Below are 16,636 nucleotides of genomic sequence, written 5' to 3'. Positions count from 1 at the left end.
TCCCCCCACCGAAGGAGAACCATCGCGATGAGCCGCCGCGAACAACAACAAGCTGATCCGGGCGGGTTGAGCCGCCGTGACGTCCTGAAGGCCGCCGCCGCCCTCGCCGTCGCCGCCTCGGTCACCGCCCCCGGGGTGGCCGACGCGGCCCCGTCGGCCTTCACCCACCCCGGCATGCTGCACAACGCCGGTGACATCAACCGCGCCAAGGTGCGGGTCGCCGCCGGCACCGACCCCTGGCTGTCCGGCTGGAACAGGCTGACCGCCAACTCCCACTCCCAGTCGACCTGGACCAACCGGGCGACCGCCACGATCATCCGCGGCGGCGACGGGCAGAACTACGGCCTGCTCTACAACGACATCGCCGCCGCCTACCAGAACGCGCTGCGCTGGAAGGTCGGCGGCACCGAGGCCAACGCGGCGTGCGCCGCCGCCATCCTCAACGCCTGGTCGACGACGCTGACCACCGTCACCGGAAACGCCGACCGGTTCCTCGCGGCCGGCCTCTACGGCTGGCAGTTCGCCAACGCCTGCGAGCTGATGCGCGACTACGACGGCTTCGACCTCGCCGCCGCCCAGGAGCTGCTGGCCGACGTCTTCTACCCGCTCAACAACAGCTTCCTGACCAACCACAACGACGCCTGCATCACCAACTACTGGGCCAACTGGGACCTGTGCAACATGGCCTCGATCCTGGCCATCGGGATCCTCAACGAGGACAGCGCCAAGTACGACCAGGCCGTCGCCTACTTCAAGTCGGGCGCGGGCAACGGCTCGATCGAGCACGCCGTGCCCTACCTGTACACCGACTCCGACGGCTACGCACTCGGCCAGTGGCAGGAGTCCGGGCGCGACCAGGGCCACACCGTCATGGGCATGGGCCAGATGGGCGCGGTCTGCGAGATGGCCTGGAACCAGGGCGATGACCTCTACTCCTACGACGACAGGAGGTTCATGAAGGCCGCCCAGTACGTCGCCAAGTACAACCTCGGCGACGACGTCCCCTTCACCACCTACACCTGGGGCACCGGCCAGAGCTGCGCCCAGTCGTCCCAGACCGTCGTCTCCGACAGTTCCCGGGGCCAGATCCGCCCGGTGTGGGCCATGCTCCACTTCCACTACAACCGGCGCCTGTACCTCGACGACAAGTACATCTCCGCCATGTACGACGACCTCGTCGCCCCCGAGGGCGGCGGCGGGGACTACGGCTCCGACAGCGGCGGCTACGACCAGCTCGGCTTCGGCACCCTGATGTACGCCAAGTAGCCGCGCGTATCCGCCCGACCGCCGTAGGTGCCGGAATACCGGAAGCAGATGTGATGCTCTTGTCATACCGGCGTACTGGCGCGCGCGGCGGGAGGAGCTGGTGGGCGGATGACGGCAGACCGGAGGGACCTGGCCGGGCCTGTGGCCGACACTCCGTACGGGGTGGTGCGCGGCAGGTGGGAGGACGGCGTCGCCGTGTTCCGCGGTATCCCCTACGCCGCCCCGCCCTTCGGGGAACACCGGTTCCTTCCGCCCGTGCCGCCCGAGCCCTGGGACGGCGTCCGGGACGCGGGCGCCTTCGGGCCGACGGCGCCCAAACCGCCGTACTCGGAGGCGTTCGCGCAGTACCTGTCGGATCCGGTGATCCCCGGCGACGACTGCCTCAACCTCAACGTCTGGACCCCGGAGCCGGGCCCCGGTGCCCGGCTCCCGGTCCTGGTCTGGCTGCACGGCGGAGCCCTGACCAGGGGGTCGTCGGCCGTACCCGTGTACGACGGTCATGCGTTCGCCCGGGACGGGGTCGTCCTCGTCTCGGTGAACTACCGGCTGGGCGTGGAGGGCTACGGACTGTTCCCGGACACCCCGCCCAACCCCGGCCTGCGTGACCAACTCGCCGCCCTGCGCTGGGTCCACGAGACCATCGCCGCGTTCGGCGGCGACCCGGACCGGGTGACCCTGTGCGGCCAGTCGGCCGGCGCCATCAGCGCCGGCGCGCTGCTCGCCGCCCCCCAGACCCAGGGCCTGATCCGCCGGGCCGTCCTGCAGAGCGGCCCGCCGGAGGCCTCCGAGTGGGACAAGGTACGGCGCATGGTCCGCCGGATGGCCAGCCGGCTGAAGATCCCCGCCACCGCCCAGGCCTTCGCCGAGGTCGACCGCGAGCTGCTGCTGCGCACCCAGGCCGAAGTGGGCAGGCTCAGCAGCCCGGTGCTGGGCGGCCCCGCCTTCGGGATCGTCGTCGACGGCGACCTCGTCCCGCGCGACCCGCTCCAGGCCCTCCTCGACGGCGAGGCGGCCGCGGGCGTCGACCTCCTGATGGGCTGGACCCGGGACGAGTACCGGCTCTGGCTGGTCCCCGGCGGCCTGCACGACCACGTCGACCGGCTCGGCCCGGTCGCCCTCGCCGGCGCCATGGCCCGCTGCCGCGTCGGCCACGAGGTGCCGCGCGGCTACCGCGTCCTGCATCCCGAGGCCGGTACCGCCGAGACCGTCGGCCAGATGGTCACCGACCACCTGCTCCGCCTCCCGCTGCACCGGCTGGCCGAGGCCCGCCCCGGCTCGTCGTACCTCTACGAGTTCGCCTGGCCCTCCAACCGCCCCGGCCTCGGCGCCTGCCACGCCCTGGAACTGGGCTTCGTCTTCGACACCGGGGAGGACCCCGAATCGGCCCGGCTGGCCGGCGCGGGCGCCCCGCAGGAGCTCGCCGACGCGATGCACGGCGCCTGGGTCCGCTTCGCCACCACCGGCGACCCCGGCTGGTGGCCCTGGGACGACACCCACCCGGTCCGCGTCCTCGGCGACGGCGAGCCCCGCACGGTGTCCGGCCCCCGGGACGCGGAGTTCGCCCTCTGGACCCGGCCCACCCCCGCCCACCCCGAACGCACCGTCGAACTGGCCCTGGCCGTACGCCGGTTGCGGCGCTCAGTCGCCGTCGTGCGGCGCCACTGACTCCCGTACGACCACATGTGTGCCGAGGAGCAGATGCTCGTCGGGCGACTCGCCGCCGCGGTGCTGGAGCGCGGTGCGCACCGCGAGCCGCCCCAGCTCCTCGTAGGGCACGTGCACGGTGGTCAGCGCCGGGTGCAGATCGCGGGCGAACGGTATGTCGTCGTACCCGGCGAGCGACACGTCCCCCGGCACCGCCAGGCCCGCCTCGTGCAGCGCGGTCAGCGCGCCCGCGGCCACCATGTCGGTGGCGGCGACCACGGCGCTGAACTCCAGCCGCCGCGCCAGCGCCTGCCGCAGCAGCCGGTGCCCGGAGTCCCGGGTGAAGTCGCCGTGCAGGAGCAGTGCGGGGTCGGGCTCGATGCCGCGGGCCCGGTGCGCGGCGAGATACCCCCGCTGCCTCCCCATCGCGGTCGTGTGGTCCGGCTTCCCGCCCAGGAACAGCACCCGGCGATGCCCCTGCGCGAGGACATGCGCGACCAGAGCGTAGGCCCCGCCCTCGTTGTCGTACTCGATGACCGTGACCGGCGCCCCGGGCCCGAGCGGCGGCCGCCCGCACAGCACGAGCCGGGAACCGGCGGAGGCGAGCGAGTCGGCCACCCGACGGGTCCGTTCCCGGTACTCGGCCGTGTCCGCCGCGCCGCCCACCAGGATCACGGCGGCCGCCCGCTGGGCCCGCATCATCTCGATGAACTCCAGCTCGCGCCGCACGTCCCCGTCGGTGCTGCACACCAGCGACAGATGCCCGAGCCGCGCCGCCTCCCGCTCCACGCCGTGCGCCATGTGCGCGAACGACGGCCCCGTGATGTCCTCCAGCACGAACGCCAACGTGGGCGTACCGGCCCCGGCGATCGCCTTGGCCCGGGCGTCGGCGACGTAGTCCATCTCACGGACGGCCCGCAGGACGCGGCTACGGGTGGCGGCACTGACGGGATAGTCGCCGCCCAGCACCCGGGACACGGTGGAGGCCGACACCCCGGCACGGGCGGCGACATCGCGAATGGTGCTCCGCCCCGCCTCTTCGCTCTTCCTGGTCAACCCCACCCCCGCCAACCGGTTCCCGAGGGGACCCTAGCGCCCCGTCCCGGACACGGGGAACATGGGGGACACGGCGACTGCAGCGCCCCGTCAGGGGTGCTGGGGGTACCCCCGGCCGAAGGCTGGGGGAGGAACTGCGCGACCAGCCCCCACCGTCCCGCAGTCGCGCGCGGCCCGCACCACCCACGACGAACCGGCGACCCTCAAACCACCCGGGCGATCCCGGCGATGGCCTCCGGCCCCACCCGACAGCACCCCCCGATCAACCGGGCCCCCGCATCCCGCCACCCCGCCACCTGCTCGGTGTCGAACAACGACCGGCCGGTCCACGCCCGAGCCTCCGCGTCCCACACCTCACCACTGTTGGGGTAGACGACCACCGGCTTCCCGGTCACCCTCGCCGCCACCTCAACCGCGTCTGACACATCCTCGGGCGCACAGCAGTTCACGCCCACGGCGATGACCTCGTCCACGTCCGCGGCCAAGGCGAACGCCTCCTCCAGCGGCTGTCCCGCCCGGGTCCGCCCGTCCGCCACGCTGTACGACAGCCAGGCCGGCACCCCCAGTCCCCGCACGGCCCGCAACAGCGCCTCGGCCTCGTCCGCGTCCGGCACGGTCTCCAGCGCGAGCACGTCCGGTCCCGCCCCGGCCAGCACCTCCAGCCGTGGCCGGTGGAACCGCTCCAGCTCGTCGACGTCCAGCCCGTACCGCCCCCGGTACTCGGACCCGTCCGCGAGCATCGCGCCGTACGGCCCGACCGACGCGGCCACCCACAACGGCCGTTCGATGCCCTCCGCCCGCGCCCGCCGTACCGCGTCGCGCCCCAGCTCCACGCTCAGCGCGAGCAGCCGCGCGGCCTCCTCGTGCGGGATCCCGCGCTTGGCGAAGCCCTCGAACGTGGCCTGGTAGCTCGCGGTGATCGCGACGTCCGCGCCCGCCCTGAAGTACGCGAGGTGCGCGTCGCTGACCGCGTCGGGCCGATCGGCCAGCAGCCGTGCCGACCACAGCTCGTCGCTCAGGTCGTGCCCGGCGGACGCCAGCTGGTTGGACATGCCGCCGTCGAGCACGACCGTCCCGGCGGCGAGGGCGTCGGCGAGGCTGGGGGAGTTGTCGCTGGTCATGCCCCCGACGCTAGTCGACCCGGCACCTAAGGACCCATTGTGTCCACTGTATGAACAGATGGCCCATCATGTGGACACCGGGTATACGATCACCCGACTCCCCTCCCCCCACCCCCCACTCCCCCCCCGAACGCCCGCACGCACATCCCCCGGAACCGCCATGACAGCCCCCGTCCCCGTCCCCGTTCCCACCCCCGCCGAGGCCACGGAACCCACCCCGGCCCCGTCCGGCCCCCGCCGCACCTTCGGCCTCGCCGCCGCGACCGCCCTGGTCATGGGCAACATCATCGGCGGCGGCATCTTCGCGCTGCCCGCCGCCGTCGCCCCGTACGGCACGGTCAGCCTGCTCGCCTTCGTCGTCCTGTCCGTCGCCGCCGTGCTGCTCGCCCTGCTCTTCGGCAAGCTGGCCCGCCGCAGCCCGGTCACCGGCGGCCTGTACGTGTACCCGCGCGACGCGTTCGGCCCGTTCGCCGGGTTCCTCTCCGCGTGGTCGTACTGGACGATGTGCTGGGTCAGCATCGCGGCCCTCGCCGTCGCGGTCGTCGGCTACGTCGACGTCCTCGTCCCCCTCCACGGCAACCACGTCCTCGAAGGCGCCGTCGCGCTCGCCGCGCTCTGGCTCCCGGCCGCCGCGAACTTCGCCGGCACCCGGTACGTGGGCGCGGTCCAGATCGTCTCGACGGTCCTGAAGTTCGTGCCGCTCCTCGTGGTCGCCACCGTCGGCCTGTTCTTCGTCGACACCGACAACTTCGGCCCGTTCAACGCCTCCGGCGACAGCACGCCGGGCGCCCTCGCCGCCGCGGCGGCCCTGCTCCTCTACAGCTTCCTGGGCGTCGAGTCGGCCGCGGTCAGCGCGGGCGAGGTCGAGAACCCCGAGCGCACGGTCGGCCGCGCCGGCGTGCTGGGCACGCTGGGCTCCGCCGTCGTCTACATCCTCGGCACGGTCGCCGTCTTCGGCCTGGTCCCGCACGACAAGCTGGTGAAGTCCGGCGCGCCCTTCGCCGACGCGGTGAACGCGATCACCGGGGGCGGCTGGGGCGGCACCGCGATCGCGCTGGTCGCCGTCGCCTCGATCGTCGGCTGCCTCAACGGCTGGATCCTGATGGCCGCGCAGATGCCGTACGCCGCCGCCCGCGACGGCCTCTTCCCGAAGCCGTTCGCGAAGGTCGGCAAGGGCGGGGTGCCCGGCTTCGGCGTCTGGGCGGTCGCCGTCCTCGGCACCCTCCTCATCGCCCTCAACTACACGGCCGGCCCCGACACCACGTTCCGCGTCCTGGTCCTCATCACCACCTTCACCGGCTGCGTCCCCTATCTCCTCTCCGCCGCCGCCCAGCTCTACTGGCTCGCCCAGGGCACCCGCGACCGGGTCCGCCCGGCCGGCCTGGTCCGCGACCTGATCGTCGCCGCCCTCTCCTTCGCCTTCTCCTTCTGGCTGATCGCCGGCGCCGGCTACGCGGCCGTCTACCAGGGCGTGCTGTTCCTGTTCGCGGGGATCCCGGTGTACGTGTGGCTGCGCGGGCGGCAGAGGGGGGACGCCACCCCCTGACGCCACCAGGCCGGGCTCCTCTACGCTCGCTGCCGTGACCGTCACCATCGTCCGTGCCTGCCTGCGCGACGGCCGCGGGGGCAGCCCCACCGCGGTCCTGGACGACCTGCCGCTCACCGACGAGGAACGGCGCGCGGTGCCCGCCCGGACCGGCGCCTCGCACGCGGTGTTCCTGTCGACCGACGAGGCCACCGGAGAGACATCGCTCCGCTTCTGCACCGCCACGGGCGAACTCCCCGGCTGCGGCCACGGCACCGTCGCCGCACTGGCCGTACTCGCCGAACGCACCGGGACCCGGGACGTCACCCTCCACACGCGGACCGGCACCCTCCAGGGCCGCGCGGTCCGTCACGCGAACGGCGTGCTGGAGGGCTGGTTCGCTCCGGGTCCGGTACACCTGCGCACGCCGACCGGCGCCGAACTGGACGACGTTCTCCCCGCCTTGGGGCTCTCCGGGAACGCCCCCGGCGCGGTCGTCGCCTCGCTCGGCCGGCCTCGTCTCCTGGTCCCGCTGCCCACCCGGTCCGCCGTCGCCGCGCTGACCCCCGACCTCGACCGCCTCCGCGCCGCCTGCGACCGGTCGGCCCTGCTGGGCTGCTACCTGTACTCGGCCCCGACACCGGACGGCCGTGTCACGGCCCGCATGTTCGCCCCTTCGATCGGTGTCCCCGAGGACATCGCCAACGCCAACAGCACGGCCTGCCTGGCCGCCCGCCTCGCCCCCGAGGGCTTCCCGGCCCTCACCGTGGACATGGGCGACTCCCTCGGCACCCCGGCGACGATCAGGGCGGTGGTACGCCGTACCGGGAACGGCACGCGGATCCTCGTGGGCGGCACGGCGGAGATCACCGGCGGACCGAGGGGCGTCCCGGTGTCGTCTCCGACGTGAGATCCCATTCCCCGCAGGGAATTGGCGGCCCCGGCCGCACGCCGCAGGATCTGGGGCGAAGCAGCCTTCCCGCCCAGGAGACAGACATGATCGAGATCGACCCGCAGCACCTTGCCGACCGCTACATGGCCCAGACGCCACGCACATCCTCCAGCCGCCCGTCGCGACCCGCCGGCCCGCCCGTCCGGCTCGGCTGCGCGAGTCCCACCGCGCCGGCCCACATAGGCCGGACGTACGACGGCCGGCTGCCCTGTCCGCCCGCCCCCGGCGACTACGCGTCCGGCCTGCGCGAGGTCCGTGGAGCGGCGGCCGACGCGGGCCGCTCGGCCGGGGACATCACCCCCGCACTGTTCGTGTCGGTACGGATCGACGACGACACCAGAGTGCGCCCGGCAGGCGCTGGACGCCTACGCACGGGCCGCCTACGGCATGCCACAGCCCGAACCGGAGAGGATCCAGGCCGTCGTCGCCGGTTCCGCCGCCCAGGTGCTCGAACGCCTGCGTGCGTACGTCGCCGCCGGCGCCCGGCACATCGTCGTACGTCTCGGTGTCCTGGACCTGCGCTCCCAGCGCGACCAGCTCGAACGCGTCGCGGATCTGGTCCCCGCCCGCCGGACGGCAGGGACCACACCTTGACCGCGACCCGGCGGGCGGCGCCGGTAGGCCGTCAGGACGCCTGCCGGCCGCCCTTGCGGCGTCCCCGGCGCTGGGTGCGCAGCCCCGCCGGGACCACCATGCCGCCGAGGAGGCCCAGGGCGAGGGCGTACGGCCACCAGCCGAAGGCGTCGTCGGCCGGGTTGGCGGCGGTGCGGGTGGTCACCGTCGGGGGAGCGCTGGGTGTGGTGTCGGGTGTGCCGGCCTCGGCCGAGGAGTGTGCCGACTCCGCGTCGAGGACCACGTCGTTGCCGTCGCCGCCCCGGTAGGTGATCCGGTAGACGGTGTCGGCCAGTTTGACCGCGGTGCCCTCGGTGAGGCCGTCGAAGGCGCCGGTGGTCGGGGCCCTGCCGGTGTGGTCGATCACGGTGATGCGACGGGCCGGGGCGGTGCCCGCGGCGGACAGGTCGAGGGCGCCGGACAGGGCGACGCGGCCCGTCACCTTCAACGGCTTGTGCTGCAGCGCCAGTTCGCCTCGCTTGTGCTGGGTGTAGTCCCCTTTCACCGTCAACCCGGTCGCCACCAGGCTGTCGCTCGTGACGGATCCCAGCACGGTGCCTTTCCCGGAGAGCGCGGTCAGCACCCGCAGGCCCGCCGCGCCCGGGTCCAGACGGGCCCCCGGCGAGGTGAGCCGGATCGCCTCGCTGTGCACGAGGGTCGCCCCGGAGCGCAGGGCGAGGGTGCCCTGGCCGACGGTGGTCGTCCCCGTGTACGTCACCGCGTCGCCGGTGAGCGTGGTGGTGGCCGCCCCCGACTGCACGAGGGACCCGGAGCCGCCGACGTGTGCCAGGCGGACCGGCGTCGAGGTGTTGCGGACGATCAGGGTGCCGTCGTCGTCGACGCGTCGGCGCTCGGTCCCCGTGAGGAGCGAGCCGTCGCCGCCCTTCGCGCCCGAACCCAGCCGCAGCACCGCACCGTTCTCGATCGTCGTCGAGCCGTCGTAGTCCTGGGCGGCCGCGAAGGTCACGTCGTTCCCGCGGGTGCCCGCGATCACGATGTCCCCGGCGCCGGGCGCGGCCAGCGTGTCGTGGTAGCGGCCGCCGCCGATCGGGGCGCCCAGGGTCACCGGGCCGTCGTAGTCGAAGGTGAGCCGGGAACGGCGGCCGCTCGCCTCGTGCAGGTTGATGTAGACGGTGTCCTTCGTCCCCGGCATGAAGATGCGGTGGGTCGTCCCGTCACCCCAGTGCACGTCGGCTCCTTCGATGTTGGTGCCGCGCTTGTTCGACTGGTGGGGAATCGCACGCCAGTTGAGCGAGGAGTCGCTGAGTGACGGGTTCGTGTCGCCGCCCCGGTCGCTGTAGCTGTACTGCCCGGTGAGGACCACCTTGCTGCCCGGCCGCGAGTGGACGTTGACGTCGCTGCCGTACTCCCGCTGGTAGAAGTCCTGGCGCAGGGTGACCGTCTGGCCGAGCGGGGTGTCGATGATCCAGGAGCCCTGGTTGAGGATCGCGCGGGCGTCGGGGAGGGACACCGGGTACTCGGGGCGGCCGACGGCCATCCCCGTGCCGTTGTCGATGACGCCGGAGAAGGGGTGCGTGCCCGCCAGGTCCAGCGTGCCCCACATGTTGCGGGGCTGGGTCACCAGGCCCGAGCCGCTGATGGTGCCGATGTTGAAGGTGCGGGTCAGGGACAGGCGCAGGGTGCCGTCGACGCGGATGTTGAGCTGGTTCAGCCGGTAGCCGGGGGTGTTGTAGGGGAAGTGGCCGATCAGACCGGTGCCGCCGCCCGTGCCGTACTGCAGGGTCGTACCGCGCTCGACGGTGATCGCGGGCGGGTCGGGGCGGGTGACCGTCGTGTACGGGTGGTTGCCGCCCTGGGTGCGCACGACCTGCCGTTGCCGTGCCTTCGGCAGGGTGAAGTCGCTGTCCCTGGTGAGGATCAGGGTGCCGCCGCCGCGCACGGTGAGCGTGCCCTCGCCGTGCAGGACACCGTCGTACGTCGTCGTCCCGGCGGGCACGGTGACGACCGTGTCGCCGGTGAGGGTCACGTCCCGGTCGGCGAGCACGTCGGCGGTGACGTCGCGGGCGCCGGCGGCACAGGCCGGGTGAGCGGAGGCCAGGAGGGCGGCGAGGGCGCCGACGGCCGCTGCGGTGGTGTGGAGATGGGTGCGCACGTGATCGGAGACGGGCCCGGACGGGCGTGGATAACAGAAAACCGAGTTCCGCGAGCGCATCACTCGGAAATCGCTTTCCCCCTTGTCTTGTCAGACCCGTTGACCTTCTCGTAACACACCCTTACCTTTTCGGCGATCTCAGAATCCCCCAGAACCCACCAGGAACACCCAAGGAGCGTGTGTGAGATGAGACGTGCGTACGCGATCCTGTTGTCCCTCTGCCTGGCGGTGATCGGCGCCCTGGCCGCCGCGGGACCGGCCGCGGCCGCCTCCCGGACCGTCACCAACGGCACCCGGTTCACCGACACCTCGGGGAACGTCGTCCACGCCCACGGCGGCGGGGTCGTCAAGGTCGGCAGCTACTACTACTGGTTCGGCGAGGACCGCAACTCCGACAACACCTTCAAGTCGGTGGACGCCTACCGCTCCACCGACCTGAAGACCTGGGAGTTCCGCAACCACGTCCTCACCCAGTCCTCCGCCTCCGAACTCGGCACCGCCTACATCGAGCGCCCGAAGGTCATCTACAACGCGTCCACGGGCAAGTTCGTGATGTGGATGCACAAGGAGAACGGCGTCGACTACAGCCAGGCCCGCGCCGCCGTCGCCGTCTCCGACACCGTCGACGGCACCTACACCTACCAGGGCAGTTTCCAGCCGCTCGGCCAGTACATGTCCCGCGACCTCACGACCTTCGTCGACACCGACGGCACCGCCTACATGGTCTCGGCGTCCAACGAGAACGCCGACCTGCACATCTACAAGCTCACCGCCGACTACACCGGCATCGACAGCCTGGTCGCCAACCCCTGGGCCGGCGCCAGCCGCGAGGCCCCGGCCCTCTTCAAGCGCAACGGCGTCTACTTCATGCTGACCTCGGCCGCCACCGGCTGGAGCCCCAACCAGCAGAAGTACGCCACCGCCACCTCGCTCGCCGGCCCCTGGACCTCCTGGACCAACGTCGGCGACTCCACGGCGTACGGTTCCCAGACCGCCTACGTCCTCCCGATCAGCGGCACTTCGGGCACCTCGTACCTCTACATGGGCGACCGCTGGGGCAACTCCTTCGGCGGCACGGTCAACGACTCCCGTTACGTCTGGCTGCCGTTGACCTTCCCGACCGACACCTCGATGTCGATGTCCTGGTACCCGGAGATCTCCGTCGACACGGCCGCCGGCACGGTCGGCGGGACCAGCGCCACGTACAACACGCTCATCGCGCGGCACAGCAGCAAGTGCGCCGACGTGCCGAACCAGTCCCTCTGGGAGGCCGTCGCGATCAGCCAGTACACGTGCAACGGCGGCACCAACCAGAAGTGGTGGTTCAAGGACCTGGGCACCGGCTACTACGAGCTGATGGGCCGCGGCAGCTCGCTCTGCCTCCAGGAGAACGACACGAACGTCACCCAGGAGGACTGCACCGGCGCCACCACCCAGCAGTGGTCGGTCGTCACCTCGGGGTCGTACGTGAACATCAAGGCCCGCACGTCCGGCGAGTGCCTGGACGTGAGCGGCGCGTCCACCGCCAACTCGGCCGCCGTCATCACGTACGCGTGCAACGGCGGCACGAACCAGCAGTGGACCCGCGGAACGTGATGGCGCCTCGGCTCAGGCCAGCAGGTCGATCGCGTCGATCGACGTGCCGGCGCTGAGGAACGACGTCGTCCCCGAGCCGCTCGCCACGTAGATCTTCAGCGTGTTGTACGCGCCGGTGTCCGTCAGCCAGGCGGACGCCGGCACGCTGTAGGTGAACGTGTAGTTGTTGCCCCGGTACGAGCCCACGGTCAGCGACCGGGTGCTCGGCTGGGTGGGCGGCGAGGGGACGGCCGAGGTCCAGGTGTCGTTGACGACGACCTGCGGCCGGCCGTTCGCGTAGGCCGTCGTCACGCCGATCCTGAGGGTGTGCGCGGCGGCGGCCTGGGCGGCGGTCAGCCTGAAGTAGACGACGATCCCGCTGTTGACGTCCTTCCACAGGTAGCAGGGGAAGGCCGAGGTCTCGGTGCCGCTGCCGATGACCACGTTGCCGGTCCAGGAGGCCGCCCGCACGTCCGACGGGTGCATGTACGTCATCAGGTCGGCGTTCTTGAACCCGCCCGGGGTGCCGTCCCAGTTGTTGATACGCCAGATCGCGGAGGCGTTGCTCGGGTCGTTGGAGGACGGGATCGCGATGGTGTTCAGGGTGGTGGTCGAACCCGCCGAGACGCTCACCGAACGGGTGTAGACGGCCAGTTCGCCCTTGAAGACGGTGAGGGTGTACGTCCCCGGCAGCACCCCCGCGATCGAGAAGTAGCCGTCCGACGGGCGCGCCGAACCCCAGTACTGCGCCGCCGGGTTGGCGAGGCCCACCGTGTACGCGTACGCCGTGTCCCGTCCCGAGATGCCGACGCCCGCGACCCGGCCGCGCCCGCCCGCCGCCACGTACCCGGAGATGCCGAGCGAGTCCGCCCACGTGGTGGTCAGGGTGCCCGGGTAGAGGGACGAGGACGGTGCGCCGCCGTCCGTGAAGGCGATGACGTACGGGCCCTGGAGACCGTAGCGCTCCGACTCGGTCTGGTTCTCGCCGTAGTACAGGATCTCGTACAGCCCGCCGCCGTCGGCGCTCTGGTGGCGCAGCAGCGAGCGGTAGAACGGGCCGCCGGAGGCCTTCTCGTGGTTGCTGCGCACGATCCACAGGCCGACGCTGCCGGTCGTCCAGCCGATGTAGTCGTAGTCCATCACCCGCAGCTTCGAGTAGTGCTTGGCGCGGGTCTGCCCGTCGGACTTCTCGAAGATGTCCGCGGACTCGATGACGGTGGGCGCGTAGGTGTAGGAATCCGGCTCGTCGTTGAGGAACAGGCCGGCCTTCACGCGCACGATGTAGCGGGTGGCGGTGACGGACGAGTCGGCCTTGTTGGTCCAGAGGTAGACGTTGTTCTCGCCGCTGCGGGCCGCGTAGTAGTGCTTCAGCGTGCCGTACGCCACGGAGACCAGGATCGTCGACCCCGACTGGGCGATGGTCACCGTGGAGGTGCCGAGCCCCGACTCGACGTGCGAGTTCTTGCCGCCGTAGCCCTGGTACTCGGTGCCCTTGTAGACCAGCGAGGTCAGGTCGCCGTTGGTCTTGCTGACCTTGAAGACCAGGCTCGCGCCGGTGTCCACGACGTAGTCGGAGCCGTCGTCCGACCAGCCGAAGCCCGCGGCCGAGGCGGTCTCGGCGAGCGGGCCGGCGAGGGCCGCGGTACCGGCGGCGGCCGCGCTGCCGAGGACGAAGGTGCGGCGTCCGAGCGGTCTCCCGGTGGATCCGGACATGGGGGTGCCTCCTTCGGTGGGGCGGGGGTGCGGGTGAGTGTGAGACTGACAGTTGAATCGATTTCGCGAAAGGGCTTTCGCCATCGTGGGGTTGGCAGTTTGCCGAAATGGGTCCAGGGGCTGGAAAGCGCTTGCCGATTAGGGGTACGGTCCGCGCCAGGTCATGTCGCCACGACGGAGGAGTCCCGAGTGAGACGTTTCAACGGTGTTCGCGTCGCCGCGCTCGCGGCGGCCGTCCTCGCCGCCTGCCTGACGGCCGCCCCCGCCGCCCAGGCCCATGGACGGCGGCCGCCCCTCGGCATCGAGAACTGCACCGCGACCGCCTGCCACTTCGACGTCCCGCCGGGCGACTACGACGTGACGGTCCGGCTCGGCGGCGCGACCGCGTCCGGCACGAGCATCAGCGGGGAGACCCGCCGCTCGCTCCTCCCCGAGACGGCCGTCGCCGCGGGGCGGCACGCGACCCGCAGCTTCACCGTCGACGTCCGCACCCCGGAAGGCGAGCCGACGGGCCCGGACGGAACCCCCGGGCTGGACCTCACCATCGGCGGCCCGGCCCCCGCACTCGCCGACATCCGCGTCACCCCTTCTTCCCGGCACACCAGGCAGCTGTTCCTGATAGGCGACTCCACCGTCTGCGACCAGCCGGCCGACCCCTACTCCGGCTGGGGCCAGCAGCTCCCGCAGTTCCTGCGCACGGGCGTTGCCGTCGCCAACTACGCGGACTCCGGCGAAAGTACGGTGACCTACCTCCAGAACCCGCAACTCTGGGGTACCGTCCAGCCGTTGATCCACCCGGGTGACCTGGTCCTCATCCAGCTGGCGCACAACGACAAGACGACGGACGAGGCGACCTACCGCGCGAATCTGGAGACCCTGGTGGCGGGCGTACGGGAGAAGGGCGGGCGGCCGGTGCTGGTCACACCCATCGTGCGCCGCTGGTTCAATGCCGACGGCACGCTGAACAACGACATCGCGCTTCTGGTCAACGGGCTCGGCGTCAATCATCCTGAGGTGATCCGCTCGGTCGCCGCCGCCGAGGACGTTCCGCTGATCGACCTCACGGCGAAGACCAAGGCGCTGGTGGAGTCGCTCGGCGTGGAGGGCTCCAAGGCGCTGTACCTGTACAACGAGAAGAAGGACAACACGCACACCTCCGCGTACGGAGCCACCGTCTACGCGGGCCTGGTGCGCGACGAACTGCTCGCCCAGCACCTGGTGCCCCGGGGCACCGTGCGGGCGCGATGAGCCCCTGGGGCGTCCCGACCGGAACCGGGGCGCCCCAGGTCCGAACGGCCCGAGGTTCGGTACGAGCGAGAAAGAGCACCGATGCAGCTGCCTCCCGAGGACCGCAGTTCCAGCCCGCGCACCGGCTACACCCGGGCCCACTGGGAGGCGGCGGCCGACGCCCTGCTCGCCGCCGTGGAGCCGTACGCCACCGACGACCGCGCCCTCTACCACCTCCCCGGCGACCGCCAGAGCTGGTCGGGCCGGCTCTCCGACGGCCTGGAGGGCTACGCCCGCACCCTGCTCCTCGCCGCCTTCCGCCGCGACGAGACCGCGCTCCAGCGGTACGCGGACGGACTCGCCGCCGGTGTGTCCGGTGTCTGGCCGCGCATCGAGGACCGCAGCCAGCCGCTGGTCGAGGCCGCCTCGATCGCCCTCGCCCTGCGCCTGACCCGCCCCCTGCTCTGGGACCGGCTCGACGACCCGGTACGGCAGCGCGCCGCGGCCTGGCTCGCCGACGCGCTGACCGCCGAACCCTGGCCCTGCAACTGGGAGTTGTTCCCGGTGACGGTCGGCGGCTTCCTCGCCGAGATCGGCCACGAGACCGAGGCCGCGCGCAAGGCGGTCGACCACGGCCTGGCCCGCATCGAGGACTGGTACGTCGGCGACGGCTGGTACACCGACGGCGACGGCCGCAAGTACGACTACTACAACGGCTGGGCGATGCACCTCTACCCGGTGCTGCACGCCTGGCTCGCCTCGGACGCAGAACTCCTCGACCTGTACGGCGGCCGCCTGGAACGTCATCTTGCCGACTACGCCCGCCTGTTCGGCGGCGACGGCGCCCCCATGCACCAGGGCCGCTCCCTGACGTACCGCTTCGCGACCACGGCACCGCTGTGGCTGGGCGCCCTCACCGGCCGTACGCCCCTGTCCCCCGGGGAGACCCGGCGACTGGCCTCCGGAGCGCTGAAGTACTTCCTGGACCGAGGCGCGGTGGACGCCCACGGACTCCTGACCCTCGGCTGGCACGGGCCCGACACCGCCGTGCTGCAGGGTTATTCGGGGCCTGCGTCTCCGTACTGGGCGAGCAAGGGCTTCCTCGGGCTGCTGCTCCCGCCGGAGCACGAGGTGTGGACGGCGACGGAGCAACCGGGCCCGGCGGAACGCGCCGACGCGGTCACCCCGATCGCCCCCGCCAACTGGCTGCTCCAGTCGACGCGTTCGGACGGCGTCGTCCGCCTCCACAACCACGGCAGCGAGGACGTCCGCTACGACCCGTACTACACCCGGCTCGGCTACTCCACCGTGACCGAGCCCTCGGCGTCGTACGACAACAGCGTGCTCGTCGGCGACGACCCGAGCCGCACGCGGATCGAGCCGCTGGGCGTGGGGGAGGGCTGGGCGGCCTCCCGGCACACGGCCGGGGCGGGCGCCCGGGTGACGAGCGCCGTGCTCGTGCACGGGGCCGCGGAGGTGCGGGCCTTCCTGGTGGCGGGGGCGCGGCCCGGGACGCCGGTCCGGGTGACGGGGTGGGCGGCACCCGAGGGCCTCCGGGCCGAACTGCTGCCCGCCGTGGGCCTCGACGACACGCTGACCGGGGCCACGGGGGACGGCCCGACCCTGTTCGTCGCACTGAGCCGCCTCACCGGCACGGCGGACGCCGAGCCGCTGGGGGAGACGGTGACCGTCCGCGCCGACGGCGACCGGGAGCTGACCGTTCTGTGGAGCGGGGGCGTCGGGCTGCGGGTCCGGTGGCAGGGGGACGGAGTGGATGTGGAGGACATCGGGCGGGGCTGAGCCGGGTCGGGCGCGGTGCGGACACCGCGCGC

General features: G+C 72.2%; 12 protein-coding genes. 8 read left to right on the top strand and 4 right to left on the bottom strand.

Features of this window, described 5'->3' with window-relative positions; translation table 11 throughout:
• Nucleotides 1–27: 27 nt before the first annotated feature.
• The gene (locus tag ACZ4UV_RS40485) at nt 28–1,266 is read left to right on the top strand and encodes an alginate lyase family protein (protein ID WP_451019753.1); all 1,239 of its coding nucleotides are present in this window, start codon (nt 28–30) and stop codon (nt 1,264–1,266) included.
• 108 nt (nt 1,267–1,374) lie between these two features.
• The gene (locus tag ACZ4UV_RS40480; RefSeq protein WP_451019752.1) at nt 1,375–2,931 is read left to right on the top strand and encodes a carboxylesterase/lipase family protein; all 1,557 of its coding nucleotides are present in this window, start codon (nt 1,375–1,377) and stop codon (nt 2,929–2,931) included.
• Here the strand turns inward: ACZ4UV_RS40480 and ACZ4UV_RS40475 are convergent.
• Together ACZ4UV_RS40475 and mmuM are read right to left on the bottom strand one after the other, a co-directional pair.
• Nucleotides 2,905–3,966 (bottom strand): LacI family DNA-binding transcriptional regulator, encoded by a 1,062-nt coding sequence (locus tag ACZ4UV_RS40475; RefSeq protein ID WP_467844972.1) that lies wholly within the window; start codon nt 3,964–3,966, stop codon nt 2,905–2,907. The two genes, ACZ4UV_RS40480 and ACZ4UV_RS40475, sit on opposite strands and share 27 nt — an antisense overlap.
• A gap of 203 nt (nt 3,967–4,169) precedes the next feature.
• Nucleotides 4,170–5,087, bottom strand: a complete 918-nt coding sequence (gene mmuM, locus ACZ4UV_RS40470) for a homocysteine S-methyltransferase (RefSeq protein WP_467844969.1) — start codon at nt 5,085–5,087, stop codon at nt 4,170–4,172.
• A gap of 160 nt (nt 5,088–5,247) precedes the next feature.
• Here mmuM and ACZ4UV_RS40465 point away from each other — a divergent pair, with 160 nt between their 5' ends.
• From ACZ4UV_RS40465 to ACZ4UV_RS40455, 3 genes are all read left to right on the top strand, one after another.
• Nucleotides 5,248–6,633 (top strand): amino acid permease, encoded by a 1,386-nt coding sequence (locus ACZ4UV_RS40465; RefSeq protein WP_451020835.1) that lies wholly within the window; start codon nt 5,248–5,250, stop codon nt 6,631–6,633.
• A 34-nt stretch (nt 6,634–6,667) separates the two neighbouring features.
• A complete protein-coding gene (locus ACZ4UV_RS40460) occupies nt 6,668–7,522 on the top strand; it encodes a PhzF family phenazine biosynthesis protein (protein ID WP_451020834.1) in 855 nt (284 codons plus the stop codon).
• 429 nt (nt 7,523–7,951) lie between these two features.
• The gene (locus ACZ4UV_RS40455; protein ID WP_451020833.1) at nt 7,952–8,158 is read left to right on the top strand and encodes a hypothetical protein; all 207 of its coding nucleotides are present in this window, start codon (nt 7,952–7,954) and stop codon (nt 8,156–8,158) included.
• A gap of 31 nt (nt 8,159–8,189) precedes the next feature.
• Here the strand turns inward: ACZ4UV_RS40455 and ACZ4UV_RS40450 are convergent, their stop codons facing one another.
• Nucleotides 8,190–10,289, bottom strand: coding sequence for an autotransporter (locus ACZ4UV_RS40450; RefSeq protein ID WP_467844965.1), 2,100 nt, complete (start codon nt 10,287–10,289; stop codon nt 8,190–8,192).
• Between the two features lie 186 nt (nt 10,290–10,475).
• On the opposite strand from ACZ4UV_RS40450, the gene ACZ4UV_RS40445 reads away from it, so the two are divergent.
• Nucleotides 10,476–11,885, top strand: coding sequence for an RICIN domain-containing protein (locus tag ACZ4UV_RS40445; protein ID WP_451020832.1), 1,410 nt, complete (start codon nt 10,476–10,478; stop codon nt 11,883–11,885).
• A gap of 12 nt (nt 11,886–11,897) precedes the next feature.
• Here the strand turns inward: ACZ4UV_RS40445 and ACZ4UV_RS40440 are convergent, their stop codons facing one another.
• Entirely contained in the window at nt 11,898–13,577 is a 1,680-nt protein-coding gene (locus ACZ4UV_RS40440; protein WP_451020831.1) for a rhamnogalacturonan lyase B N-terminal domain-containing protein, read from the bottom strand.
• Nucleotides 13,578–13,766: 189 nt separating this feature from the next.
• On the opposite strand from ACZ4UV_RS40440, the gene ACZ4UV_RS40435 reads away from it, so the two are divergent.
• Nucleotides 13,767–14,825: a rhamnogalacturonan acetylesterase gene (locus ACZ4UV_RS40435; RefSeq protein ID WP_451020830.1), complete on the top strand. Its 1,059-nt coding sequence runs from the start codon at nt 13,767–13,769 to the stop codon at nt 14,823–14,825.
• A gap of 81 nt (nt 14,826–14,906) precedes the next feature.
• The gene (locus tag ACZ4UV_RS40430; protein ID WP_451020829.1) at nt 14,907–16,604 is read left to right on the top strand and encodes a DUF2264 domain-containing protein; all 1,698 of its coding nucleotides are present in this window, start codon (nt 14,907–14,909) and stop codon (nt 16,602–16,604) included.
• The last annotated feature ends 32 nt before the right edge of the window (nt 16,605–16,636 follow it).

The organism is Streptomyces sp. NPDC028289 (assembly GCF_055565975.1).
The sequence above is the reverse complement of the archived record's forward strand: the minus strand, read 5'-3'. Positions and strand labels throughout refer to the sequence as shown.